Origin of the sequence: Gordonia westfalica (genome assembly GCF_900105725.1) — a bacterium.
Taxonomy (GTDB): Bacteria; Actinomycetota; Actinomycetes; order Mycobacteriales; family Mycobacteriaceae; genus Gordonia; species Gordonia westfalica.
On the sequence record NZ_FNLM01000034.1, the window covers coordinates 2,094,443 to 2,119,491 of the forward strand.

The 25,049-nt window shown below is 68.0% G+C and carries 23 protein-coding genes and 1 pseudogene; 14 read left to right on the plus strand and 10 right to left on the minus strand.

Annotation, left to right across the window (positions count from 1 at the left end; translation table 11 throughout):
• Positions 1–91: 91 nt before the first annotated feature.
• Together eccD and mycP are read left to right on the plus strand one after the other, a co-directional pair.
• Positions 92–1,643 (plus strand): annotated as a pseudogene (gene eccD, locus BLU62_RS14935) (type VII secretion integral membrane protein EccD).
• Entirely contained in the window at positions 1,643–3,040 is a 1,398-nt protein-coding gene (gene mycP, locus BLU62_RS14940) for a type VII secretion-associated serine protease mycosin (RefSeq protein ID WP_074850267.1), read from the plus strand. The pseudogene eccD and the gene mycP overlap by 1 nt, the downstream one beginning before the upstream one ends.
• On the opposite strand, the gene BLU62_RS14945 is transcribed toward mycP, so the two are convergent.
• Positions 3,041–3,994 carry a 4-hydroxy-3-methylbut-2-enyl diphosphate reductase gene (locus BLU62_RS14945; RefSeq protein WP_074850269.1) on the minus strand — a complete coding sequence of 318 codons (954 nt, stop codon included), beginning with the start codon at positions 3,992–3,994 and terminating at the stop codon, positions 3,041–3,043.
• Positions 3,995–4,045: 51 nt separating this feature from the next.
• On the opposite strand from BLU62_RS14945, the gene BLU62_RS14950 reads away from it, so the two are divergent.
• Genes BLU62_RS14950 through BLU62_RS14960 form a run of 3 tightly spaced genes read left to right on the plus strand, consistent with a single transcriptional unit; the run spans position 4,046 to position 6,290 of the window.
• Entirely contained in the window at positions 4,046–4,780 is a 735-nt protein-coding gene (locus tag BLU62_RS14950) for a lipid droplet-associated protein (RefSeq protein WP_074850271.1), read from the plus strand.
• Positions 4,777–6,045 carry an exodeoxyribonuclease VII large subunit gene (gene xseA, locus BLU62_RS14955; protein ID WP_074850273.1) on the plus strand — a complete coding sequence of 423 codons (1,269 nt, stop codon included), beginning with the start codon at positions 4,777–4,779 and terminating at the stop codon, positions 6,043–6,045. Before BLU62_RS14950 ends, xseA begins: the two co-directional genes overlap by 4 nt.
• Positions 6,042–6,290 carry an exodeoxyribonuclease VII small subunit gene (locus tag BLU62_RS14960; RefSeq protein WP_074850275.1) on the plus strand — a complete coding sequence of 83 codons (249 nt, stop codon included), beginning with the start codon at positions 6,042–6,044 and terminating at the stop codon, positions 6,288–6,290. The genes xseA and BLU62_RS14960 overlap by 4 nt, the downstream gene beginning before the upstream one ends.
• Before the next feature lie 13 nt (positions 6,291–6,303).
• On the opposite strand, the gene BLU62_RS14965 is transcribed toward BLU62_RS14960, so the two are convergent.
• Together BLU62_RS14965 and BLU62_RS14970 are read right to left on the minus strand one after the other, a co-directional pair.
• Positions 6,304–6,615: a methyltransferase gene (locus tag BLU62_RS14965; protein WP_074850277.1), complete on the minus strand. Its 312-nt coding sequence runs from the start codon at positions 6,613–6,615 to the stop codon at positions 6,304–6,306.
• A gap of 77 nt (positions 6,616–6,692) precedes the next feature.
• Positions 6,693–7,268 carry a DUF4245 domain-containing protein gene (locus tag BLU62_RS14970; protein ID WP_074850278.1) on the minus strand — a complete coding sequence of 192 codons (576 nt, stop codon included), beginning with the start codon at positions 7,266–7,268 and terminating at the stop codon, positions 6,693–6,695.
• A 144-nt stretch (positions 7,269–7,412) separates the two neighbouring features.
• On the opposite strand from BLU62_RS14970, the gene glpX reads away from it, so the two are divergent.
• The 4 genes from glpX to BLU62_RS14990 all read left to right on the plus strand — a co-directional run bounded on the left by glpX (position 7,413) and on the right by BLU62_RS14990 (position 12,359).
• Entirely contained in the window at positions 7,413–8,408 is a 996-nt protein-coding gene (gene glpX / locus BLU62_RS14975) for a class II fructose-bisphosphatase (protein ID WP_074850280.1), read from the plus strand.
• Positions 8,409–8,526: 118 nt separating this feature from the next.
• Positions 8,527–10,224 carry a fumarate hydratase gene (locus BLU62_RS14980; protein WP_074850282.1) on the plus strand — a complete coding sequence of 566 codons (1,698 nt, stop codon included), beginning with the start codon at positions 8,527–8,529 and terminating at the stop codon, positions 10,222–10,224.
• Positions 10,225–10,231: 7 nt separating this feature from the next.
• Positions 10,232–11,644, plus strand: coding sequence for a class II fumarate hydratase (locus BLU62_RS14985; RefSeq protein ID WP_074850284.1), 1,413 nt, complete (start codon positions 10,232–10,234; stop codon positions 11,642–11,644).
• A gap of 13 nt (positions 11,645–11,657) precedes the next feature.
• Entirely contained in the window at positions 11,658–12,359 is a 702-nt protein-coding gene (locus BLU62_RS14990) for a PIG-L deacetylase family protein (protein WP_074850286.1), read from the plus strand.
• Between the two features lie 268 nt (positions 12,360–12,627).
• Here the strand turns inward: BLU62_RS14990 and BLU62_RS14995 are convergent, their stop codons facing one another.
• Positions 12,628–14,355 carry a GAF domain-containing sensor histidine kinase gene (locus tag BLU62_RS14995; RefSeq protein WP_074850288.1) on the minus strand — a complete coding sequence of 576 codons (1,728 nt, stop codon included), beginning with the start codon at positions 14,353–14,355 and terminating at the stop codon, positions 12,628–12,630.
• Between the two features lie 266 nt (positions 14,356–14,621).
• Here BLU62_RS14995 and BLU62_RS15000 point away from each other — a divergent pair, with 266 nt between their 5' ends.
• The 3 genes from BLU62_RS15000 to BLU62_RS15010 all read left to right on the plus strand — a co-directional run bounded on the left by BLU62_RS15000 (position 14,622) and on the right by BLU62_RS15010 (position 16,680).
• Positions 14,622–15,266: a response regulator gene (locus BLU62_RS15000; protein WP_074850290.1), complete on the plus strand. Its 645-nt coding sequence runs from the start codon at positions 14,622–14,624 to the stop codon at positions 15,264–15,266.
• Between the two features lie 169 nt (positions 15,267–15,435).
• Positions 15,436–16,326: a universal stress protein gene (locus BLU62_RS15005; RefSeq protein WP_074852921.1), complete on the plus strand. Its 891-nt coding sequence runs from the start codon at positions 15,436–15,438 to the stop codon at positions 16,324–16,326.
• Positions 16,327–16,473: 147 nt separating this feature from the next.
• A complete protein-coding gene (locus BLU62_RS15010) occupies positions 16,474–16,680 on the plus strand; it encodes a hypothetical protein (RefSeq protein ID WP_074850292.1) in 207 nt (68 codons plus the stop codon).
• On the opposite strand, the gene BLU62_RS15015 is transcribed toward BLU62_RS15010, so the two are convergent.
• Positions 16,667–17,638 carry a L,D-transpeptidase family protein gene (locus BLU62_RS15015; protein WP_074850294.1) on the minus strand — a complete coding sequence of 324 codons (972 nt, stop codon included), beginning with the start codon at positions 17,636–17,638 and terminating at the stop codon, positions 16,667–16,669. The two genes, BLU62_RS15010 and BLU62_RS15015, sit on opposite strands and share 14 nt — an antisense overlap.
• 171 nt (positions 17,639–17,809) lie before the next feature.
• Between BLU62_RS15015 and BLU62_RS32525 the strand changes: the two genes are divergently transcribed.
• Positions 17,810–18,058, plus strand: a complete 249-nt coding sequence (locus tag BLU62_RS32525; protein WP_139180029.1) for a hypothetical protein — start codon at positions 17,810–17,812, stop codon at positions 18,056–18,058.
• A 176-nt stretch (positions 18,059–18,234) separates the two neighbouring features.
• On the opposite strand, the gene phoH2 is transcribed toward BLU62_RS32525, so the two are convergent.
• The 4 genes from phoH2 to BLU62_RS15035 form a co-directional block, all read right to left on the minus strand.
• Positions 18,235–19,536, minus strand: a complete 1,302-nt coding sequence (gene phoH2 / locus BLU62_RS15020) for an RNA 5'-3' helicase PhoH2 (RefSeq protein WP_074850296.1) — start codon at positions 19,534–19,536, stop codon at positions 18,235–18,237.
• Between the two features lie 347 nt (positions 19,537–19,883).
• The gene (locus BLU62_RS15025) at positions 19,884–20,756 is read right to left on the minus strand and encodes an acyl-ACP desaturase (protein WP_074850298.1); all 873 of its coding nucleotides are present in this window, start codon (positions 20,754–20,756) and stop codon (positions 19,884–19,886) included.
• Between the two features lie 60 nt (positions 20,757–20,816).
• On the minus strand, positions 20,817–22,124 hold the full coding sequence (gene glyA / locus BLU62_RS15030) for a serine hydroxymethyltransferase (RefSeq protein ID WP_074850300.1): 1,308 nt from the start codon (positions 22,122–22,124) through the stop codon (positions 20,817–20,819).
• A gap of 34 nt (positions 22,125–22,158) precedes the next feature.
• A complete protein-coding gene (locus tag BLU62_RS15035; RefSeq protein WP_074850302.1) occupies positions 22,159–23,379 on the minus strand; it encodes a DUF885 domain-containing protein in 1,221 nt (406 codons plus the stop codon).
• 126 nt (positions 23,380–23,505) lie between these two features.
• Between BLU62_RS15035 and coaA the strand changes: the two genes are divergently transcribed.
• Positions 23,506–24,447 carry a type I pantothenate kinase gene (gene coaA, locus BLU62_RS15040; protein ID WP_074850304.1) on the plus strand — a complete coding sequence of 314 codons (942 nt, stop codon included), beginning with the start codon at positions 23,506–23,508 and terminating at the stop codon, positions 24,445–24,447.
• Here coaA and BLU62_RS15045 read toward each other — a convergent pair.
• Entirely contained in the window at positions 24,419–25,006 is a 588-nt protein-coding gene (locus BLU62_RS15045) for a TetR/AcrR family transcriptional regulator (RefSeq protein ID WP_074850305.1), read from the minus strand. The genes coaA and BLU62_RS15045 overlap by 29 nt on opposite strands.
• Between the last annotated feature and the right edge of the window lie 43 nt (positions 25,007–25,049).

The window sequence follows — 25,049 nt, forward strand, 5'->3', positions numbered from 1 at the left end:
CCCTGACACCTCGAGCTGTGGATCCCCTGGCGGGCGAACCCGCTGAAATTGGCTATGTTAGCTGCTGAACCCTGGGGGAGGATTGACCTGTATGTCACCTGTGGACGGATTTGCGCCGGGACGACCGACGACCGCCGCGGACGGCAGCGGCGGTGACGGCCGGCGTGCGGACACCGCGATCGAGCCGCAACTCGTACGTGTGTCGGTGCTGGGTGGCAACACCCAACTCGACGTGGGCCTGCCCGCGGGTATCCCGATCGCCGGGCTGATCGGCGACCTCGTCGCGCAGATCGAGTCGCGCAACCCCAACCGGCACGACCCGGACGATCCCGACGCCGATTCCCGCGGCCGCGGCCGCCCCCACGACCGGCAGAACCGCTGGACCCTGGCACTGGTCGGCCAGGAACCGCTCCCCTGCACCGCTCGCTGTCGGAGTCGGGGATCCGCGACGGCGACCTGCTCCTGCTGACCTCCACCCGGACCGGTGAGTCGCCGGTCCTCTTCGACGACGTGGTCGACGCCGTCGCGCGGCTCAACGAATCCCAGTTCGTGGGCTGGACCGCGACCTCGGCCCGGTACGTGGGTTATGCGCTCGCCCTCGTCGCGGCGGTCGCCGCCGGGGCCGGGCTCGCGGCGAGCCGGATCGACAGCGGCGCATTGTGGCCCGCGGGTCTGTCCGGCCTGGCGGTGATCGGACTGATCACCGCGGCCACGATCGTCGCGCGTTACTACCGCGACCAGCTCAGTTCGACGATCCTCTCGGTCTGCGCGGCGCCGATGGCATTCGTGACCGGCATGATCCTCACCCCCGGTTCCTACGGCGCCGCGCATCTGACGCTCGGATTCGCGCTGACCCTGGTGACGGCGGTCGTCACCTATCGGATGACCGCGGTCGGTCCGACCACCCACAGTGCGGTGACCAGCGCTGCCCTCCTCGGCGCGCTGGGATGCGGTGCCCGCCTGCTGATCGATGCAGACGTCTCGGACGTGGCGGCCGTCGTCGCGGCGGTGGGTCTGCTGCTGATCGGTCTGTCCCCGCGTCTGACCATCCTGCTCGCCAAACTGCCGTTGCCGCCGGTCCCCACCGCCGGTGCGGCGATCGACGTCAAGGACATCGAACCGCAACCGTCGATCGAGGGAATCGGCGCGATCGGCGCCACCGCGCTACCGAAAGCCGATGCGCTGGAACGCCGCTCGTACATCGCCAACGCGTACCTGACCGGCATCGTGGGGGCCTCACCGGCATCGTCGCGATCGCGGCGGTGCTCACCGCCGCTCCCCTCGCCGGCTTCGAATGGAAGAACGCGGCCTACGCCGCGATCATCGGTGTGGTCCTCTGCCTGCGCGGACGCTCCCACAGCGACCTCTTCCAGGCGGCGATCCTCATCATCGGCGGCTCGCTCGTGGTGGTCGCCCTGCTGATCGGGCTGGCCTTCGGCGACGGCCAGTGGCCGATCATCTCCTTCGTACTGGGCGGCGTCGTGATGGTCGCCGCGCTCGTCTTCGGAGTGGTTGCGCCCCACCAGGACTTCTCCCCGGTGATGCGCCGCTGGGCGGAGATCGGCGAGTACATCCTCGTCGCGCTCATCGTCCCGCTCCTGCTGTGGTTGCTCGACCTGTACCGGATCGTCCGGGAGATCTGATGTCCCGGGCACACTCCCGGGTCGCGGCGCCCCTCGCGCTGGCACTGACCGCGACCCTGCTCGGGATGACCTCGTCCCCCGCCGCCGCGGTCACCCCACCCCGTGTCGACGCCTCGGCGCTGATCCGTTCGGCACCCGTCGCACCGCCGGAACCGACCGAGCAGAGTCATCTCTGCAACACCGCTACACTGACCCGCAACACCGCGAAACCGACTGCGGCCCAGTCGATGATGAACCTCGAGGAGGCGTGGCGCTTCAGCCGCGGCGCCGGTCAGCGGGTGGCCGTCATCGACACCGGCGTCACGCCGCATCCGCGACTGGGGCGCGTCACCGCAGGCGGCGACTACGTCTCCGGCGGCACCGGACTCGAGGACTGCGACGCCCACGGCACCCTGGTCGCCGGGATCATCGCCGCCCGGCCGAGCAGCTCCGACGCCTTCGCCGGGGTCGCCCCCGCGGCGTCGATCATCGGCATCCGCCAGTCGAGCAGTGCCTTCAAGGCCAAGAACAACCGCCGCGCCGACGACCCCGCCCCGTCCGTCGGCTCCGGATACGGGTCCGTCCGGACGCTCGCGCATGCGATCGTCCGTGCGGTCGACCTGCGGGCCACGGTCATCAACATCTCCGAGGTCGCGTGCGCGTCGGTCGCCGACAAGGTCGACGACCGCGCCCTCGGTGCGGCGATCCGGTACGCCTACGACCGCGACGTCGTCGTGGTGGCGGCGGCCGGAAACCTCGCCCGTGACGGCGCGTGCCGGACCCAGAATCCGGCGTCCGCCACCGGCGATCCGGAGGACTGGAGTTCGGTCACGACGATCGCGAGTCCCGCCTGGTACGCGCCGTACGTCCTCACCGTCGGCTCGGTCGACGCCGACAGCGGGGCACCGAGCGGTTTCAGCCTCCACGGGCCGTGGGTCGGCGTGGCGGCACCGGGAACCGACATCGTGAGTCTCGACAACGCAAGGGGCTCCGACCGGCTGGTGTCGGCGCAGCGCAGCGAGCAAGGTCCGCTGCCGCTGATCGGGACGAGCTTCGCCGCGCCCTACGTCGCCGGGACCGCGGCGCTCGTCCGCGCCCGGTTCCCCGAGCTGAGCGCGCGTGAGGTGATGGACCGCATCATCGCCACCGCCCACGCGCCGGGCACCGGCCACGACCGGCGGATCGGTCACGGGGTCGTCGACCCGGTCGCGGCCCTCACCGCGGAGATACCGGCGGGTCAGCAGACCGGGCCGCAGTCGGCCCCGTTCGCCGCGCCGGCACCGCCGACGCCGCCGGACCATACCGCGCGCAACGTCGCCGTCGCGGGGGCGGGGATCTCCATCGCGGTCATCGCCGCGGTACTGGCGATCGCCCTACCCCACCGTCGGGTGCGCAAGCTGGATCCCGACGAGTTCTGATCAGCTGCCGCTGCGCGCCGGACGCAGTTCGCGCGGCAGCGCGAAGGTCAGGGTCTCGTTGGCGGTGTTGACGGTCTCGACCGTGTCGTAGCCGTGTTCGGCGAGGTAGTCGAGCACGCCGCGGACGAGGACCTCGGGGACCGACGCACCCGATGTGACGCCCACCGTGTTCACGCCTTCGAGCCAGGCGTCATCGATCTCGCGGGCGTAGTCGACCAGATGACCGGCCCGGGCACCGGCCTGCAGGGCCACCTCGACCAGGCGAACCGAGTTCGACGAGTTCTGCGAACCGACGACGATGACGAGATCGCACTCGGGCGCCATCGCCTTGACGGCGACCTGCCGGTTCTGGGTGGCGTAACAGATGTCGTCGCTGGGCGGATCGTTGAGCAGCGGGAACTTCTCGCGCAGTCGCCTCACCGTCTCCATGGTCTCGTCGACCGACAGCGTGGTCTGCGACAGCCAGACCAGCTTCGACTCGTCGCGCACGGTCACCGCGTCGACGCTGTCCGGGCCGTCGACCAGCTGGATGTGCTCGGGGGCTTCACCGGCCGTCCCCTCGACCTCCTCGTGCCCTTCGTGACCGATCAGGAGGATGTCGTAGTCGTCGCGCGCGAACCGCTTGGCCTCCTGGTGCACCTTGGTCACCAGCGGGCAGGTCGCGTCGATCGTCCTCAGGTTGCGCTCCGCGGCCGTCGCGTGGACCTGCGGCGAGACACCGTGCGCGGAGAACACGACGATCGCACCCTCGGGCACCTCGTCGGTCTCCCCCACGAAGATCGCACCGCGTTCCGCCAGGGTCTCCACCACGTGCCGGTTGTGGACGATCTCCTTGCGGACGTAGACGGGAGCGCCGTGCTTGTCGAGGGCGCGTTCGACCGTCTCCACCGCGCGATCGACACCCGCGCAGTAGCCGCGGGGTTCGGCGAGCAGGACACGCTTCGTCTCAGACATGCTTCCAGGGTACGGGTTACAGACGGGTGCCCGTGATGGCAGAGTGTTGGCATGGATCGCGCACCCTACCCGGCCCGTATCGCCGCAGGTCTGATCGTCACCGCCCTCGAGGAGACGCGCAAGCTTCCCGCGCTGCTCGTCACCCTCCCGATGACAGCGGTCAGCCAGACCCTGCAGGCAGGTATGCGGGCTCAGCAGAACATCGCCGAACTCGCCATCAAGGGCGACGCCGCCCTGGAGATGCTGTTCGACAAGCCCAGCGAGCAGCCCGAGTGGGCGCGCTTCGACGAGGACGACGCCGAGACCCCGGACTTCGGGGCCGACGCCCACGCCGGCGACGTACCGATCGAGAAGCCCGCCAAATCCTCGAAACCTGCGAAGCCGTCCACGAAGGCCACCACCATCGACGACGAGGTCGAGGCCGCCGCCGAGGGAGACGACCCGGGCGACCAGCCCGCCACGGCCTCCGAGGTCCCGGCACCGCCGCGTGCGGACGCCGGCCGGTTCGCACTGTACAGCTCGGCACCGGAAGAGGTCGTCGACGGCGCCGAGAAGAAGCCGGCGCCCGCCGCGACGCCGAAGAACGGTTCCGCACCCGAGATCGTCGAACTCATCGACTACGACACCCTGACCCTGGCCCAGCTCCGGGCTCGCCTGCGGTCGGTCGGCACCGATGAACTCACCGTCCTCGTCGACTACGAGAAGTCCAACCGCGCCCGCGCACCGTTCGTGACGATGCTCGAGAACCGGATCGCCTCGCAGAACAAGCGCACCACCGAGGCGTGAGCGGGACCTCGCCGAATTCGGCCGAGAATCCGTGGCCGGTTCGCACGGTCAACACGAAGATCGCCGACTGGATTCACCGGCTGGGCCAGATCTGGGTGGAGGGTCAGGTCACCCAGATCAGCCGGCGCCCCGGTACCCGCACGGCGTTCCTCACCCTGCGGGATCCGGCCGCCGACATCTCCATCTCGGTGACGTGCAGCCCGGATCTCTTGGCGCGCACCGAGGTTCCGCTGACCGACGGCAGTCACGTCGTGGTCCTCGGCCGGCCGAGCTTCTACACGGGCCGGGGCACGGTGTCGTTGCGGGTCAGCGACATCCGTCCGGTCGGGGTCGGCGAACTGCTGCTGCGTATCGAACGTCTTCGCCAGCTGCTGGCCGCCGAAGGCCTGTTCGACACCCGGCTCAAACGTCCGATTCCCTTCCTGCCCCGCACGATCGGGTTGATCAGCGGGCGGGCCAGCGCCGCCCAGCACGACGTCGTCAGCGTCGCCACCGACCGATGGTCGGCGGTGCGCTTCGACGTCCGCGAGGCACCCGTCCAGGGCCCAACGGCGGTCGCCCGGATCCTGACCCACCTCGCCGAACTCGACTCGCATCCCGACGTCGAGGTGATCATCATCGCCCGCGGCGGCGGCAGCGTCGAGGATCTGCTGCCGTTCTCCGACGAGGCCCTGCTGCGCGCGGTCTCCCGATGCCGGACACCGGTGGTCAGCGCGATCGGGCACGAGCCCGACAACCCGCTGCTCGACCTCGTCGCCGACCTGCGGGCCGCCACCCCGACCGACGCCGCCAAACGAGTCGTACCCGACGTCGAGGCCGAACTCGCCGGCATCGACGACCTTCGCCGGCGCAGTGCACAAGCGTTGCGCAACTGGGTCCGCCGCGAGACCGGCGTGATCGAGGGCCTGCGGCGACGCCCGGTCCTCGCCCGGCCGGGGGTGATCGTCGACCAGGAGTCCGCGAACGTGGCCGAACTGGTCCGTGCGCTGCGACGCGACGTCCTGCGCCACGTCGACACCGAGGACCGGCGCCACGAACACCTCGCCGCCCGGCTCTCGACCCTCGGCCCGGCCCAGACCCTGGCGCGCGGCTATGCCGTCGTGCAGCGAACCGACACCGACGTGACCCATGTCGTCAGCACGCTCGACGACCTGCCGGCGGGCGCCGAACTACGCATCCGGGTCGCCGACGGCGCGGCGAGAGCCACCGTCACCGCGACCGAGACACCCACCTCCACTCCCCCTGACGACGAAGGAGATTCGTGAGCACCGACGGAGAGGATTACACACCGGTGGCCGAACTCGGATACGAGGAGGCGCGCGACGAGCTCGCCGACATCGTCAGCACGCTCGAGCACGGCGGCCTCGATCTCGACACCTCACTCGCCCTGTGGGAACGGGGCGAGGCACTCGCGACCCGCTGCGAGGAACACCTGCGCGGCGCGCGCGAACGCATCGAAACCGTGATCGCACAGAAGAACTCGGCCGACGAAGACGACGACCAGAACTAGACGACCGGTGGCCTCAACCGAACCCGAGTAGTGCCTGTCGGTCGGCGGCGGTGGCGAGGAATCCCTTCTCCGCGACTCGATGACCGACGACCAGCAGCGGCTCCCGGCGGTCGGCGGATGAGTAGACAGCGGCGCACGGCGCGCTGATCGCCTGACCGCCGGTCGCCGCATCGGCCCCGTACACGGGGACCACGATCACGAGCAGGGCGACGAGAACCGCGACGAGAACCAGCCGTGCCCACAATATGTTCAGCCATGCGTCGGCCTGCGCCGACAGTGACGTCGCCGGTGTCCACTTGTACCTGTGCCGATCTCCCCCGGACATGAGCGCCTCCTTGGAAGCAGACGCTATGAATCCGGGCACCCGTTATCGCGAGTAGTCGGCTACTCGAATTGCGCCGGTCAGGCGTCGAGGGGCTGTTGCGTCGCCACCGATGCCGCGATCGTCTCGATGTCGGAGTCGGGTCCCCGGGAGAGAACACCGATGCGTACGTTGCCGAAGTCGGAGATCCAGAACCGCTTCCCGCCGGAGGTCTCGTAGGTCACCCACTGCCGGCCGCCCGCCTCGCGGGTGCCGGTGCCGGCGATGTCGCCGTACTCCGTACCGCTGCCACCGAGGTACGGCACCAGGAGGTCCTCCGGGGCGTCGGTCTGACTGAGCTGTACGTAGGAGCCGCTGGCGCTGAGCCAGCCGACGGTGCTGACCCGGTGGCTCTCGATCGCGTCCGACGACCCGGAGTTGGGCTTCCATCCCTCGGGGGTGGCCGGCCGGCGGATCGGGAACGGCATCTGCCGGGCGTCGGTGTCCAGCGCGGTGACCACGTCGAACGCGGGAACCTTGCTGTTCGACGGGTCCTGGTTGATTCCCACCGAGCAATTACCCGACGCGATCGCCACCAAGGCGCACAGCGCGAGCAACGGCACCAACGACCAGAACATGTCTTTGCCGTTGATGAGAATGCGCGGTTTGTCTGCCATGAGGCCGAGTATCCCACCACCAGGGTCAGTCACCGAACGGCCGGTGTGACATGCAAGGATGGTCTCTGAGACCACCGCCACACACACTGATCCCAGGGGTTGCGACCCACTGAGATCGGGGCCACACATGAGGAGTCGGAACCCATGACAGTCAGCAGCAATCAGGCACCCGATCGCAATCTCGCGATGGAACTGGTCCGCGTGACCGAGTCGGCTGCACTCGCTGCCGGCCGCTGGGTGGGTCGCGGCGACAAGAACGGCGGCGACGGCGCGGCCGTCGACGCGATGCGCGAGCTGCTCTCCTCGGTCTCCATGCGTGGCGTCGTCGTGATCGGCGAGGGCGAGAAGGACGAGGCGCCGATGCTGTACAACGGCGAAGAGGTCGGCAACGGCGAGGGCCCGGACTGCGACGTCGCGGTCGACCCCATCGACGGCACGACCCTGATGGCCGAGGGCCGCCCCAACTCGATCTCGGTGATCGCGGTCAGCGAGCGCGGCACCATGTACGACCCGTCGGCCGTCTTCTACATGGACAAGATCGCCGTCGGCCCCGACGCCAAGGGCGCCATCAACATCAACGAGTCGGTCGAGTGGAACATCAACTCGGTCGCCAAGGCCAAGGGCATCGACGTCGCCGACCTGACCGTCATCGTCCTCGACCGCCCCCGTCACGCCGACCTCATCGGCGAGATCCGCCAGGCCGGCGCCAAGATCCGCCTCATCTCAGACGGCGACGTCGCGGGCGCCGTCGCGGCCGCCGACGACTACTCGACCGTCGACATGCTCATGGGTGTCGGCGGCACCCCGGAGGGCATCATCACCGCCGTCGCGATGAAGTGCATGGGCGGCGAGATCCAGGGCAAGCTGTGGCCGCGCAACGACGAGGAGCGCCAGAAGGCCATCGACGCCGGGCACGACCTCGACCGCGTCCTCACCAACGACATCCTGGTGAGCGGCGAGAACTCCTTCTTCTGCGCGACCGGCGTCACCAACGGCGACATGCTGCGCGGCGTCACCTACCGTCCCAACGGTGCGACGACCCGGTCGCTGGTCATGCGCTCGAAGTCCGGCACCGTCCGCCGCATCGAGGCCGTCCACAAGCCGGCGAAGCTGCGCGAGTACGCCCGCCTCAATCTCTGACACCTTCGTCTCACACCGGGCACCGGCCCCGCGTCGAGGAACTGCGACCGTGATCCACCTCACGAGTCCGGTCACCTCTGACGTGGGGCCGTTCTGCTGGGGCGATACGATCCGGTGCGTGAGTAAACCAGCCTCAGCCCCCGAGTTTCTCTACTCCGATCTGCTCCCCATCGGCGCCGACGAGACCCCGTACCGACTGATCACCGCCGAGGGTGTCTCGACGTTCGAAGCCGGCGGACAGAAGTTCCTCAAGGTGGAGCCGGAGGCGATCCGCAAGCTCACCGCCGAGGCGATGCACGACATCAGCCATTACCTGCGGCCGGCTCACCTCGCGCAGCTCCGCAAGATCATCGACGACCCGGAGGCGTCGGGCAACGACCGCTTCGTCGCGCTCGACCTGCTCAAGAACGTCAACATCTCCGCCGGCGGCGTGCTGCCGATGTGCCAGGACACCGGCACCGCGATCGTGATGGGCAAGAAGAGCGAGGGTGTGCTGACCGGCACCGACGACGCCGAGGCGATCTCCAAGGGTGTCTACGACGCCTACACCCAGCTCAACCTGCGTTACTCACAGCTCGCGCCCCTGACGACGTACGAGGAGAAGAACACCGGGTCCAACCTCCCGGCTCAGGTGGAGATCTACGCCACCGAGCAGGGCCCGAAGGGGCCGGAGTACAAGTTCCTCTTCATGGCCAAGGGCGGTGGTTCGGCCAACAAGTCCTTCCTGTTCCAGGAGACCAAGGCCATCCTGAACCCCAAGTCCATCCTAAAATTCCTCGACGAGAAGATCCGGTCGCTCGGCACCGCGGCCTGCCCGCCGTACCACCTCGCCGTCGTGATCGGCGGCACCTCAGCCGAATTCGCGCTGAAGACCGCGAAATACGCCTCCGCACACTACCTCGACAACCTGCCGACTCAGGGTTCGATGTCGGCGCACGGTTTCCGCGACCTCGAGCTCGAGGACGAGGTCTTCAAGCTGACCCAGTCCTTCGGCATCGGCGCCCAGTTCGGCGGCAAGTACTTCTGCCATGACGTCCGCGTCGTCCGCCTGCCGCGCCACGGCGCGTCGTGCCCGGTGGCCATCGCGGTGTCGTGTTCGGCCGACCGTCAGGCGCTCGGCAAGATCACGGCCGACGGCGTGTTCCTCGAGCAGCTCGAGACCGACCCGGCCAAGTACATGCCGGCTGCCGGTGTGGCCGAGGACATCTCGGGCGGCGAGGTGGTCGAGGTCGATCTCAACCGCCCGATGTCGGAGATCCTGGCGCAGCTCTCGCAGTACCCCGTCAAGACGCGCCTGTCGCTGACCGGCCCGCTGGTGGTGGCCCGCGACATCGCGCACGCCAAGATCAAAGAACGTCTCGACGCGGGCGAACCGATGCCCGATTACCTGCGCGATCACCCGGTCTACTACGCCGGTCCCGCCAAGACCCCGGAGGGCATGGCGTCCGGCTCGTTCGGCCCCACCACCGCCGGCCGCATGGACTCCTACGTCGAGCAGTTCCAGGCTGCCGGCGGCTCGATGGTCATGCTGGCCAAGGGAAATCGGTCCAAGCAGGTCACCGAGGCATGCGACTCGCACGGCGGTTTCTACCTGGGTTCGATCGGCGGTCCGGCCGCCCGTCTGGCGCTCGACTGCATCAAGAGCCAGGAGATCATCGAGTACCCGGAACTCGGGATGGAAGCCGTGTGGAAGATCGAGGTCGAGAATTTTCCGGCCTTCATCGTTGTTGACGACAAGGGCAACGACTTTTTCACCGACCCGAGCGGGACCGTCAACGTCCCGCTGAGCGGCATCAGGATTCGATCGAAGGAGTAGAACACCGATGGCCGAGGCACAGGGCAAGCAGGAATACCGCATCGAGCACGACACGATGGGCGAGGTGCAGGTGCCTGTCGATGCCCTGTGGCGCGCCCAGACGCAGCGGGCGGTGGAGAACTTTCCAATCAGCCATCGCCCGCTGGAACGGACGCAGATCCGGGCCATGGGTCTGCTGAAGGCGGCCTGCGCCACGGTCAACAAGGATCTGGGCCTCCTCGACGCCGAGCGGGCCGACGCGATCATCGCGGCGGCCACCGAGATCGCCGACGGCCGCCACGACGACCAGTTCCCGATCGACGTCTTCCAGACCGGTTCGGGCACGAGCTCCAACATGAACACCAACGAGGTCATCGCATCGATCGCGAAGGCCAACGGGGTCGACGTGCATCCGAACGATCACGTCAACATGTCCCAGTCGTCGAACGACACCTTCCCCACCGCCACGCATGTCGCGGCGACGGAGGCGGTCGTCACCGACCTCGTCCCGGCGCTCGAACATCTCCGTGAGGCCCTGGCCGACAAGGCGACCGAGTGGCGCGAGGTCGTCAAGAGCGGCCGCACCCACCTGATGGACGCGGTACCGGTCACCCTCGGTCAGGAATTCGCCGGATACGCACGGCAGGTCGAGGCGGGGATCGAACGCGTCACCTCGACCCTGCCGCGGGTCGGCGAACTGCCCATCGGCGGCACCGCCGTCGGCACCGGACTCAACGCCCCGGCCGGCTTCGGCACCAAGGTGGTCGCCGAACTCGTCCGCCGCACCGGCGTCGAGGAACTCTCCCTCGCCAAGGACAACTTCGAGGCCCAGGCCGCGCGTGACGGCCTCGTCGAACTGTCCGGCCAGCTGAAGACGGTCGCGGTGTCGCTCACCAAGATCGCCAACGACGTCCGGTGGATGGGCTCGGGACCGCTGACCGGTCTGGGCGAGATCCTGCTCCCCGACCTCCAGCCGGGCAGTTCGATCATGCCGGGCAAAGTCAATCCCGTTCTGCCCGAAGCTGTTACGCAGGTCGCCGCACAGGTCGTCGGCAACGACGCGGCGGTCACCTGGGGCGGCGGCAACGGCGCCTTCGAACTCAACGTCTACATCCCGATGATGGCCCGCAACGTCCTCGAGTCACTCAAGCTGCTGGCCAACGTGTCCCGGCTGTTCGCCGACCGCTGCATCTCGGGACTGCAGGCCAACGTCGACCGTCTGCGTATCCTCGCCGAGAGCTCCCCGTCGATCGTGACCCCACTCAACAGCGCGATCGGCTACGAGGAGGCCGCCGCGGTCGCCAAACAGGCCCTCAAGGAGGGCAAGACGATTCGCGAGACCGTGATCGATCGGGGCCTCGTGGGCGACAAGCTCAGCGAGGAGGAACTCGACGCGCGGCTCGACGTGCTGAAGATGGCCAACCTCGACCGGGAACGCTGAGTACGGTCGCGCCATGAGCAACCTGAAGCCCTTTCCCACGGATTGGCGGACCGCACTGGTCCTCGTCGCCCATCCCGACGACCCGGAGTACGGGATGGCCGCGGCGGTCGCACGATGGACCGACGAGGGCAGGCGCGTGGTGTACGCCCTCGCTTCCAGCGGCGAACGCGGCATCGAGGGAATGCCACCGGCCGAGTGCGGACCGCTGCGCGAGGCCGAGCAGCGCGCGTCGGCCTCGATCGTCGGTGTCGACGAGGTGGAGTTCTGGGGGTTCCCCGACAGCGACATCCACAACACCCCCGAACTCCGTGCGAAGATCGCCGAAACCGTCGAACGCATCGCTCCGCAGGTGATCCTGTCGCTGTACGGCGGGCCGGAGTGGGCACCCGGCCAGCCGAATCAACGCGATCACATGGAGTTCGCCGCCGCAGTCCTCGACGCCTACGACGCCCTGGCCGCCGGTTCCGGGCAGGTCCCGGCCTGGTTGTTCGAGAACGGTCCGGCGGCAACGCATTCGGTCGACGTCGACGCGCAGTTCGAGGTGGCCGTGCGGTCCCTCGCCGCGCACGACCGCTACCTGTCGGTCCTCGACCCGGACACCCCGGTCCTCGACCAGGCACGCGCGCAGATCGACCGGACGACCGCACCCCGGGACGGCGCCGACGGTGTGCGCACGGTGGGCTTCGAACTCAAACGTGGTCCCGGCAACTTGTGACCTTCGGCCCCTCCCGCAGGCGCCCCCGACACGAGAAAGTGTGAGGGTCAGTCTCCCGAAGCCCCCCGGGAGTCCCCCTCCAAGCAGGTAGGAGGTGACCGGTCATCACTCTCACCGGTGTTCTCGTCGCATTCCTCGCAGCCTTCGCGGTCTGCGCACTGATCGGGCTGTCCATCTGGCTCGTCCTACTCTTCGGTCTCCTGTCGGGAGTGCAGGCCGTGGCGTGGGTGACCGAGCGGACCTCGGCCTGGCGATTGCCGGCCGAACACTAGAGCGGCACCGACCACCGGACGCACAATCCGTGCCCGGAGCCGGGCGTCGTGAGAGCGAACGACCCGCCCGATTCGACGGCTCGCGTCTGCAGATTCTTCAGCCCGCTCGGCGTGACGTCCTCGGGCAGTCCGACACCGTCGTCGGTGACCTCCACGGCGAGTTCGTCGTCGACGGCGATCGAGACCATCACCGTCGTGGCATGGGCATATCGCACCGCATTGCTCAACGCCTCGCGCACCACCGCCACCACCTGATCGGCCAGTCGCGGCTCGACGATCGACAGCGGTCCCGCCATCCGCACGTGTGTCTGAAGTGGCAGGTCGTCGACCTGCTGATCGACCGCCTCCTGGACCCGTTGACGGAGTCGGGTGGTCTCGGAGCCCTCCGACTGGAGATCGAAGATCGTCGTCCGCACGTCCTGGACGATGTCCTGCATGTTGTTGATCGACCGCGTCAGTCGCTCCCGGATCTCGGGTGACCGGGTGCGCTGCAGCGTCGCCTGCAGGGTGAGTCCCTCGGCGAAGATCCGCTGGATCACGTGATCGTGCAGATCGCGCGCGATCCGTTCGCGATCCTCCAGCACCCGCATCTGGTGGGCCTGGTTCGTCGCGCCGGCCAGCTGGAGTGCCAGGGCCGCCTGGTCGGCGAAGTCGGCGCTCAGGCTCAACAGGTCCTCGGCGAACGCTTCGCGCCCCTTCGCCCGCAGAGCTATCAACACGCCGCGGGTCGAGTCGGCCGTGCGCAGCGGGGCCACCATCACCGGGCCGTGGCGCGTCGACGAATCACCGGAGATGTCGTACTCGAGGTGGTCGCGCAGTACCGCCCGGCGTTGCACGAAGGCGTGGCCCGAGGTCGACCCCTTGATGGGTACCGCCCGTCCGCGGAAGACGTTCGCGTCGATCCCCTCGGCGACCGTGACGACGAGTTCCTCGACCGATCCGGGCGGCTCGTCGTGGTCGTGGGGTTCGGCGATGCAGACCAGGTCGGCCTCGGCCAGCGTGAGGACCTTGCGCGCGATCCCTTCGAGGACCTCTTGGTTGTCGGCTCCTTTCAGCAGCTCGGCGACGACGTCGCGGTTCGCCTCGATCCAGGCGAGCTGTGCCTGCGCCTGCTCGTAGAGCCGTGCGTTCTCGATCGCGATACCCGCGGCCGACGCGAGGGCCTGGATGACCAGCTCATCGTCCTCGGTGAACAGCCCGCCGTTCTTCTTCTCGGTCAGGTACAGGTTGCCGAAGATCTCCTCGCGGACCCGGATCGGTGCACCCAGGAAGCTGGTCATCGGCGGGTGGTTCGCCGGGAACCCCACCGACGCCGGATGCTCGGAGAGGTCGGTGAGACGCAACACCCGCGGTTCGTCGATGAGCAGGCCGAGCACCCCGCGACCCGTCGGCAGGTGCCCGATCTCCGTGCGCACGTCCTCCCCGATGCCCTGGGCGAGGAACGCCGAGAGGTCGTGACCGCTGCCGAGAACTCCGAGCGCCCCGTACTCGGCGTCGACCAAACGGATCGCGGCGGCCACGATGGACTCGAGCGTGCTCTCCAGATCGAGGTCGGAACTGACCGTCAGCATGGCCTCGAGCAGACCGTCGATGCGATCGCGAACATCGGCGATCTGCGCGATCCGGTCGCGAACCTCATCGAGGAGCTCACGTAATCGCATCTGCGACAACGCATTTTGCAGTTCGATGGATCTCGCGCCGTGTTCCGGTAACTCGCGGACCATATTCCGAATGATAGACCGCCCGCCCCCGACGGTTATTCGGTTGAACGATTCCCGCCGGCTCACGTTCCGAATTTCGATCAGTCGATCCCGCACGGCAATTCGACATTTCCCAATCCGCCACCGCTCAGAAAAATCGGACATAACGGAAATGCTCGGGTTTCGGTGCTCCCGGGCAATCGGGGCAATTCTCCACGAGGAGCGAATACAATCCGTGGCAGTGGAACCCAGCAAGGGACATCCGTTTTCCGCAAGGGAGGTCCTCGCCGATGATCTCGGTTTTCCTCGTCGACGACCACGAGATAGTTCGACGGGGTCTCGTCGAGCTCCTCGACCACGATGACGACGTCCGGGTCGTCGGCGAGGCGGCGACCTGCGAGCAGGCCATCGCCCGCATACCGACCGTCAAACCGGACGTCGCGGTCCTCGACGTCCGCCTCCCCGACGGAAACGGGATCGAGCTGTGCCGCGAGTTGCTCGACCGCGTCGAGGGCCTCCGATGCCTCATGCTGACATCGATGACCGACGACGAGGCGATGATGGACGCGATCCTCGCCGGCGCCAGCGGATACGTCATCAAGGACATCACGGGAATGGAGCTGGCCCGGGCCATCAGCGATGTGGGCGCCGGACGGTCGCTGCTCGACAACCGCGCGGCCGCGGCCCTGATGGACCGGCTGCGCACCCAGCGCGAGAAAGAGGAGACGCCCAGCGACGGGTTGAGCGCCCAGGAGAGCACTCTGCTCGCCCTTCTCGGCGAGGGCCTGACCAATCGGCAGATCGCCGCCCGGATGCACCTCGCCGAGAAGACCGTGAAGAACTATGTCTCCCGGCTGCTCGGAAAACTCGGCATGGAACGACGCACCCAGGCTGCCGTCTACGCCGCGAAGACGCAGCGAGGCGGCGCCCACTGATCGCCGGCCCCATACCCGAGGACCTTCGGCAGCAAACGTGCCCTTGGTCCTCAGGCTCGGGACTCTTTACCCGGTGACTCACCCCCCGGCGTGGCCTGTACTTGAGCGAGGGCAGAGCCGATGCCGGACAATCCGGTACCCGGTGCGTGACCTCCAGGGGGACAGCCGTGTGACCGCGTCCAGGACCACCGACCGGCCCGTCGTCGTGGGTGTCGACGGATCCGCCACCGCACGTTCCGCGGCTCGCTGGGCCGCGCGCGACGCCGCCCTGCACAGGTCCGAGATCGAGATGATCGCCTCGGCGAACCTCTCCGCCGACGATCCACACGTTCTGGAGCAGCACGGCATCGATCCACTCCTGGCCCGGTGCGAACGCGCGCTGGCCGAAACCCGTCGCGTCGTGGAGGACTCCACCGACGCCCCCGAACCGTTGAAGATCACGACCCGGGTGGTCGACGACGCGCCGATCGCCGCCCTCCTCGAGGCATCGGAGCACGCCCGGATGCTCGTCCTCGGCAATCGCGGACACATGGCGGGCCACCGCGTGGCCCTCGGATCGGTGACCACCGCCGTGGCCGAACACTGCAGGTGCCCGCTGACGGTGGTCCGGGACCCGGCATCGCGCTGGCCTCGGGCGAGCGTCGTGGTCGGTACCGACGGTTCCCCGGGTGGACGCCGGGCGGTCGACGCCGCATTCGCCGCGGCAGCCGTCCGCGAGGTACCTGTCACGGTCGTGCATGCCTGGTGCGACACCGAGGTCGTCGACATGCCGGTGCCGTGCACGATGTCCGAATGGCCGAGCCACCGGGGCCGGGCCGACGCCTGGCTCGACGACGAACTGGCCGGCGTTCGCCGGGTGTACCCGCAGGTGGCCGTCCGCCATGCCGTGACCAGGGACCGTCCTGCCCGCGCACTGCTCGACCACGCCCAGGCGGCCCAACTGCTCGTCGTGGGCGCCCGTGGCCGTGGCGGATTCGCCGACTTGAGACTCGGCTCGACGACCCTGGCGGTCCTGCGAGCGGCGCGGTGCCCGGTGATGGTCGTGCCCCACGACCGCTGAGCCGGACCCGGTCGCGCAAGCAAGTGCCATTCGGCCCTATGAGATGTACATCACATCTGATGACACTGGAGTGGTCGCTCATCCGAGCTCGGGGCGAAGCAGCGACAGGACCCGAGTCGACACAGCCAGCATCTGAGGTCCACCGACATGACAGCCATATCGCCGTTGTCCGCCGAAACCGAGGGTTCGGCCGACCGGTACTGCGACAGCTGCGGGCGTAGCTTCATCCCGCGATCACCCGTCGCCGACCAGGCCCGGGACGACCTGGCCAGGGGCAACGGCTGGCACATCGGCGCCGAGGAGACCTTCTGCCCGGCCTGCCGGCACGCGCGTCTCGAGATCAGCGACCCGTGAGACCCGCGCCGAGACCGAACAGCGCAGGCACCACACCGACCAACTGCGACAGCAGACCGGTGAGCATGTCACCGCCGGGAAGGTCGGGAGTCGACGGCGTGGCACCCGGAGTTGTTTGAGGGGTTGCTCCGGGCGCCTCGTCGGTCGGCGCACCCTGGTTGACGCCGATCGTGATCTTCGGGCTCTTCGCCGGGTCGAGCCAGACGAGGACCTTCTTCATCAGCTCGCGTTCGATGGCGACGCAGCCCATCGTGGGTTCGTTGTTGGTCACGTGCAGGAACATGGCCGACGCCTTGCCGGGCGTGCGTTCCGGGTTGTGGGCGATGTTGACGGCGTAGTCGTACACGGGACCCGAGTTGTACAGGTTCTCGCTGTCGCCGCCGGGGCTCTGCGGCTGACGCACGTGGGTGTTGTACGTCGGCGACTTGGTGTCGGAATCCCACCAGTCCTGCTGGTCGACCTTGATGTACGGCATCTTGGTGCCCGGGTTCGCCTGGCGGCCGAACGCCTGGTCGAGCGGGAACGTGCCCTCCGGCGTGCGATACACGTTGTCCTGGGGTTCCCCCATACCCAGGGAACCGAGGAATGCCTTGGTCGGCCCGATGACGGGCTTCCAGCTGCCGTCCGCCCCCTTCTCGAAGGCCGTGAGGGTGGCGGTCGTGTCCGATGCCTTGGGTGCGGTCACGACGATCATCTGGCTGGTCTCGGCTCCGGCGCGCCCGACGCCGCCGGGTGCATCCGCGGAACCGTTGTCGCCGGCGAGTTGGTTGAGCACCTCGTCGAGCAGCGGGATACCGAGGCCCGGACCCGTCCCCGGAAGCGACGGACTCCCCGGCGTGGTGGGCGTCCCGGGTGTGGTCGTCCCGGGGGTGGTCGGCTCCGGCTCGGCGAACGCCTGACCCGCACCACCGGCACAAGCGGCGAGCACCACAATCACCAATAGTCCCAGCAGTCTCATTCGCCTCATCAGTAACTTCTGCACCACAACAGTGTGACAGCGCGCAAGTCCCCGTGAGTCACGTGATGGTCACGGTGCAATGAGGATCGGATCAAGGGCGACCATGCGCCGCAATGGCGCGACATGCCGAGGACTGCGGCGAATCATCGAAGGAAAATTCACGATTTTCTATTGCTCGCGACGCTGGGCAATGCAGCCCAAATCAATTCCCCCGTCCACACCCCACCAATTTTTTCGATTTCCCCTTTGCACGAACGAAATATGATCGTTAGCGTCGGCAATGGCTTGAGTCGAACAACGGCCTCGCCGATCGGATTATCCACCGACGAAGGAGAGACAATGGGTTCCCTCGAGAACATCGAATTCCTGACGGCCATCATCGACCTGCTCAACAGCCTCGGCGGCGGCGGCGAAGCCTGATCGCCCACTGAGACCGGTCCGCCATCGAGAACCCCTGCGACACAGTAGAACTCGGTGCTGGGCCACCGTGACGGAAGGCCGCGGTGATTCACTCCCCTCAGCGAATCGCCGCGGCCCTCCTCCGTTTTCCTACGATTGTTAACCGTCAGTACACAGACAAGCCCGACTCGCCACACTCACGGCGCGGAGGGGCCGAACTCCTCGAGCATCTCCGTCACCAGCGCCGCGATCGGCGACCGCTCACTACGGGTCAGGGTGATGTGCGCGAAGAGCGGATGCCCCTTCAGCTTCTCGATCACCGCGGCGACGCCGTCGTGCCGGCCCACACGGAGGTTGTCGCGCTGGGCGACGTCGTGGGTCAGGACGACGCGCGAACCCGAACCCAACCGGGAGAGCACCGTCAGCAGGACGTTGCGTTCCAGTGACTGCGCCTCGTCGACGATCACGAACGAATCGTGCAGCGACCGGCCACGGATGTGAGTCAGCGGCAACACCTCCAGCATCCCGCGGCTCAGCACCTCCTCGATGACCTCCGGCGACGCGAGACCTTCGAGGGTGTCGAACACCGCCTGCGCCCACGGGCCCATCTTCTCGGCCTCGCCACCCGGCAGGTAGCCGAGCTGCTGACCACCGACCGCGTACAGCGGCCGGAACACCACGACCTTCCGCTGCGTCCGGCGCTCCAGGACCGCCTCGAGACCCGCGCACAGCGCCAGCGCCGACTTGCCGGTGCCCGCCTTTCCGCCAAGCGAGACGATGCCGACGCTGTCGTCGAGGAGCAGGTCGAGGGCGACCCGCTGTTCCGCGGAACGCCCGTGCAGACCGAAAGCCTCACGATCACCCCGCACCAGCTGCACGCGCTTCTCCGCGTTGACGCGGCCGAGCGCGCTCGACGACGGGCTGAGAAGACGGATGCCGGTGTGGCACGGCAGCTCCCTGGCCTCGTCGAGGTCGACGACGCCGTCGGCGAACAACGCGTCGATCGTCGAGGTGGGGACGTCGAGCTCGGTCATCCCCGACCACCCGGACACCACCACGTCCTGCGCGTGGTACTCGTCGGCGGCCAGGCCGACCGCACCGGCCTTCACACGCAGCGGGGTGTCCTTGGACACCAGGGTGACGTCCTTGCCCTCGGCGCGCAGGTTCAGCGCACAGGCAAGAATCCGGGAATCGTTGCTGTCGGTGCGGAAACCCGCCGGCAGAACAGCCGGATCGGTGTGGTTGAGCTCCACCTGGAGGGTTCCGCCCTCCTCACCGATCTCGATCGGCAGGTCGAGCCGACCGTGCGCCAACCGCAGGTCGTCGAGCATGCGCAACGCCTCACGTGCAAACCAGCCGAGCTCGTGGTGGTGACGTTTGCCCTCGAGTTCGCTGATGACCACCAGTGGTAACACCACTGAGTGCTCCGCGAAGCGCATGGCCGCCCAGGGATCGGACAGCAGGACGGAAGTATCGAGGACGTAGGTGCGTGTGGTCACGTGGGGCTCCTACGTTCGTGCGGCGCCCGCACAAACCAGTTCTCGCAGTTGACCGGCTGATCGAAGTCCGTTGCCCCCGGCGTCAGCCGAGGTGGACGAGGACCGGGGCCGGCCCCCTCGTGATGCTGTTGCAATCCACGAATCGAACCTCCCGGACGAACCGCTTCCCCGCGGCCCGTCACTCGCCAACGTACGCGCAGACCTCGCCTGCGGCGCGCCGGAATCGGGTGTGTCGGCGTGAATTTCGCGTTAACCGCAGTATCGTCTGACGCAGGGACGCAAACGGCGCCACCAGGGCTTTTGCCGTCCTGATGGCGCCGTGAGCGCGTTCTGGGGGTGTCGCAGGGTTAACTGCGCGCGTGGGAGAGGATGCGCCGGCGCGCCGCCTCGGCCTCCTCGCCCAGGCCTTCCACACTGTCGAGCTTGACCGCGTCGGCGAGGGTCGCCGCGATCTCCTTCCAGGTGTCGGCGTTCTCGTAGTCGGCGATGAGAGCGCGCTCGGCCTCGAAGTCGTCGATGTCGTGACCGATGGCCTCGGCCCGACCCAGCGCCAGCGCGGAGTCGATCGCGATGACGGTGGCGTCCTGGTCGGCGATGACGCCGGCGTTGAGGAACGCCGCGAACGTGTTGGCCTGCTGCTGGTCGTCGGCGGAGATCTTGGTGAGGATCTGCTCCAGGACCTCGTCGTCGGCGACTGCGGACATCCGCTTGATGAAGCTGACGCACTGGTTCTCGTGCACGGCCATCAGTGCGAGCACGTCGAGCGGTCCGAGAGCATCGACCTGTTCCGGGGTCTGCCGGTAGCCCTTGGTCACGTGGACGAGTCGACGGTCCTCGGCGTCCACCGGGTCGATCGCGCGGCGGACGACGAGGTAGTCGCGCAGGACGATCGAGTGACGGTTGTCCTCCGCGGTCCACACGCCGATCAGCTGACGCCACTCGGAGAAGGCCGGGAAGTGCTTCGCCAGCACACGATGGTACGACGGCAGGTTGTCCTTGGTGAGGAGCAGCGCCAGCAGCCCGGCACGTGCCTCGTCGGACAGCGTCGCCTGCGACGGATCGAAGTCGTCGCCGCCGAGGAACGCGAAGTTGCGTCCGTCGTCCCACGGCACCCAGTCGTGCGGATTCCACGGAGTGGCGGCCGACTGGTGGTCTTCGGCGATCTCGGGAAGAGCCTTCTCGAGCGCGATGATCAGGTCGTCTTCAGTGAGTGCGTTCATCGCTGCAAGGATACGGACGCCGAGGGACGGCGGGCAATTCAGGTCACACCTTCGCTCCGCTCAGATGCGGCTCATCAGCCCCCACTCCTCGAGTCCCTCGTAGAGCGGGAAGTCGAGGGCGAGCTTCGAGACCCGGCCGCGCAGCGCCGAGACGTCGGCGGACGAACCGTTGGCGAGCGCGGTGGCGATGATGTCGGCGACCTCGGTGAACTGCTCGTCGCCGAAGCCGCGGGTGGCCAGCGCGGGCGTGCCGATACGCAGACCCGACGTCACCATCGGCGGGCGCGGGTCGAACGGCACGGCGTTGCGGTTGACCGTGATGCCGACTTGGTGCAGCAGATCTTCGGCCTGCTGACCGTCGAGGTCACTGTTGCGCAGGTCGACGAGCACGAGGTGGACGTCGGTGCCGCCGGTGAGCACCGAGACACCGGCCTTGGCGACATCGGCGCCGTTGAGGCGCTCGGCCAGGAGCTTCGCGCCCGACAGGGTTCGGCGCTGACGCTCGGCGAACTCCTCGGTGCCGGCGATCTTGAGGGCGACGGCCTTACCGGCGATCGCGTGCATGAGCGGCCCGCCCTGCTGTCCGGGGAACACCGCCGAGTTGAGTTTCTTGGCCCACTCCTGCTTGGCGAGGATGATGCCCGAGCGGGGTCCGCCGAGGGTCTTGTGCACGGTCGAGCTGACGACGTCGGCGTGCGGCACCGGCGACGGGTGCAGTCCGGCGGCGACGAGTCCGGCGAAATGCGCCATGTCGACCCACAGGTGGGCGCCGACCTCGTCGGCGATGGACCGGAACGCCTCGAAGTCGAGGGTGCGCGGGTAGGCCGACCAGCCGGCCACGATGACCTTCGGCTTGACGTCGAGGGCGATCTTGCGCACCTCGTCCATGTCGATCCGGAAGTCTTCCTTGCTCACGCCGTAGAAGGCGTTCTCGTAGAGCTTGCCGGAGAAGTTGAGGCGCATGCCGTGGGTGAGGTGACCGCCGTGGGCCAGGTCGAGACCGAGCATGGTCTCCCCCGGCTCCATCAGGGCCTGCAGCACGGCCGCGTTCGCCTGCGCTCCCGAATGCGGCTGGACGTTGGCGAAGTCGGCGCCGAACAGTTCCTTGGCACGGTTGCGGGCGATGTCCTCGACCACGTCGACGTACTCGCATCCGCCGTAGTAGCGGCGGCCCGGGTAACCCTCGGCGTACTTGTTGGTGAGCACGCTGCCCTGTGCCTGCAGCACGGCGCGGGGCACGAAGTTCTCCGAGGCGATCATCTCGAGGGTGTCACGCTGACGGCTGAGTTCGCCGTTCATGGCGGCGGCGACATCGGGGTCGAGCTCGGCCAGGGACATCGAGTTCACGGATGACGAGTTCGCGGTCATGCCGACAAGTCTAGGGAGCCCCCCGGCATATCCCCTAACCAGGCACCAGTTCCCGCCGGAGGCTCGCCGGGATGAGCGGCTCGTCGAGCAGCCGGCCGAAGGCCGCGGCACGGTCATCGGCGGCGTCGAGCCAGCTGTCGAGCAATTGGTACCCCTCGACATAGGTGCTGATGTACGCACGCCACAGCGGTGAGGTGAGGAAGCGGAGCATCTGGCGGGCGCGTTCGGGCGGCGCGAGCAACCACGTCTCGAGGAACTCGACGACGTCGTCGGACTCGGCGTGCTGGTCGTGCAGCATCAGGGCCGCGTCCTGGCGGACGGTCAGGAGTCCGGAGGTGGCGCTTCCGACGCGCATCGCCCGGTCGGCGTCGAAGCGCAGGCCGAGGTCGGCGTAGATCTCCTGCGCCCAGGCTCCCCACTCTTTGCCCATGACCGCGGTGAGGGCGTGGTCGGCGAGTCCCTCGGCCATCAGACACTGCGGGGTGTTGACGAGGAAGATCGACTGCTCGTGCTGGCCTGCGCCGACGAGCAGCTGCTCCTTGCGGCAGTGCTCGGTGTGGTGACCGGGGTACGCCTCGTGGGCGATCAGATGCGGGAGCGACGACATGTACTGCGTGAGGTCGGCATTGATCGCCACCCGGGACCGGAAGTTCCCGAGGTAGTAGTTGAACCCCGACCACGGCTTGTCGGTGACGACCTCGAACTCGACGATCTCGTTGTCCGGCAAGGGGTATTGCGCGCGGACGCGTTCCCGGAGGGCGCCGCTGAACGCCCGCACGCACTCGTCGACCCGGTCGGCGGGGATCTCGTCGGCCCGACGGTGCGCGGCGTAGGCGTCGCGCAGTTCGCCGCCGGTGGCGTCGGCGATGCCGAGCGCCTCCGCCAGGTCGGTGTGCGCCTGCCGGTAGCGATCGGCGTCGGCGAGTGCTATGTCGACGTCGAAATAGGCGTTGACCTCGTCGACGAAGGAGATGTCGTCGCCGGCGAACTTGCGGGCCGAACACTCGAGTGCCCGAAGGTGGGACCCGATGAACTCCGCGCGCGCCGCGGGCAGTTCACCGGGGAGATCGGCACGCAGCGCACGGGCGCGCTCCGCGAGCTGCGCCGGGTCGGGTGCGGGTCCGTTGGCGATCTCGGCGCGCATTCCCGGGTCACCGGTGAAGGCGTCGACGAAACCCTCTTCGAGCCGATCGAATGCCAGCCCCAGCCGCAGGTAATCGGTGACGAGGTCGGGGTTCGTGTGGTCGGTCGGCATACCGGGCACGTTACCGCGGGTCGACGCACCGCGTGGACCCACCGCGTCGTGACGAGAGGTCGGCCCTAAGCTGTTACGCATGACGACCCGGGCAGCCGCGCGTACCACTACCCCGGAGCTGCGCTGATGGCTCGCAATGCCAGTGATCGGGACCCCAGTCTGTACCTGGAACTCGACCGCCGGCAGTGGCGCGAACTTCGTGAGTCGATGCCGCTCGTGCTGAACGAGTCCGAGCTCGCCGAACTCGTGGGTCTCGGTGAGCAGATCGACCTCGACGAGGTCGCCGACGTCTACCTCCCGCTGTCGCGTCTCATCCACCTGCAAGTCGCTGCGCGCCAACGACTGTTCGCCGCGACCTCGACCTTCCTCGGCGAGCGTCAGGTCAACCGGCAGGTGCCGTTCGTCATCGGCATCGCGGGCAGTGTCGCGGTGGGGAAGTCGACGACGGCCCGCGTGCTCGCGGCGCTGCTCGCCCGCTGGGAATCACACCCGAAGGTCGACCTCATCACCACGGACGGCTTCCTGCTGCCGACGGCGGAGATGCAGCGTCGAGGCATTCTGCATCGCAAGGGTTTTCCCGAGTCGTACGACCGCCGCGCCCTGCTCCGGTTCGTGACCGAGGTGAAATCCGGGGCGCGCGAGGTGGCCGCTCCGGTCTACTCCCACCTGGCCTACGACATCGTGCCGAACGTCTATCACTATGTGCGACAGCCCGACATCCTGATCCTGGAGGGACTCAACGTCCTGCAGACCGGCGAGACGCTGATGGTGTCGGATCTCTTCGACTTCTCCATCTACGTCGACGCCAAGGTGGAGGACATCGAGGAGTGGTACATCTCCCGATTCCTGCAGATGCGGACCACCTCGTTCGCCAACCCGGACTCCCACTTCCACGCGTACGCCTCGCTCACCGACGATCAGGCCACGGCCGCGGCGCGGGACCTGTGGACCTCGATCAACCGGCCGAACCTCATCGAGAACATCCTGCCCACGCGGCCGCGGGCGTCGCTGGTCCTCCGTAAGGACGTCGACCACTCGATCAACCGGGTGCGCCTGCGGAAGCTGTGAGCATCAGATCCACCAGTTCGACGCTGTGGCGGCCGGCGGCCGCCCGGTCCTCTTCGGAGTAGGACAGGTGCAGGGCACCGATACCCATCGCGAAGATCCAGGCGGCGCGGACAGATGCGGTCTTCGGGTCCAGCCCGTGGTCGACGAGGCACTGCCGCACCGCTTCTCGGGCCCGACGATCGGATGCGCGGATACTGGCCTCCGCATCCGGATCCGAACGGGCCCATTCCCGCATCGCCCGTTCGATCATCCAGTGCCGCGGACTCGTGAGCTGGGCGATCAGCCCCATCAGGCGGTCGCGCGGCGGTAGGTCGTCCAGAGCAGCGAAGTTCTGGTGCTCCTCGTCGCTCCACTCACCCCACCGGGCTACGAGCGCCCTCCGGTAGGCCGCGATGTCCTTGAAATGCCAGTAGAAACTGCCCTTGGTGACGCCCATGCGGGTACATACGGTGTCGATCTTGATCTGCTTGAACCCGTCCTCGGCCAGGATGGCGTACCCGAGCTCGATCCAGTCGTCGGCGGATAGGTGACCGCCGCCGCGCTCGTGCCCTCGGACCATTCCCTCAGCCTAACGTCGCGTTCTACCCGGAACTGCCCAGACC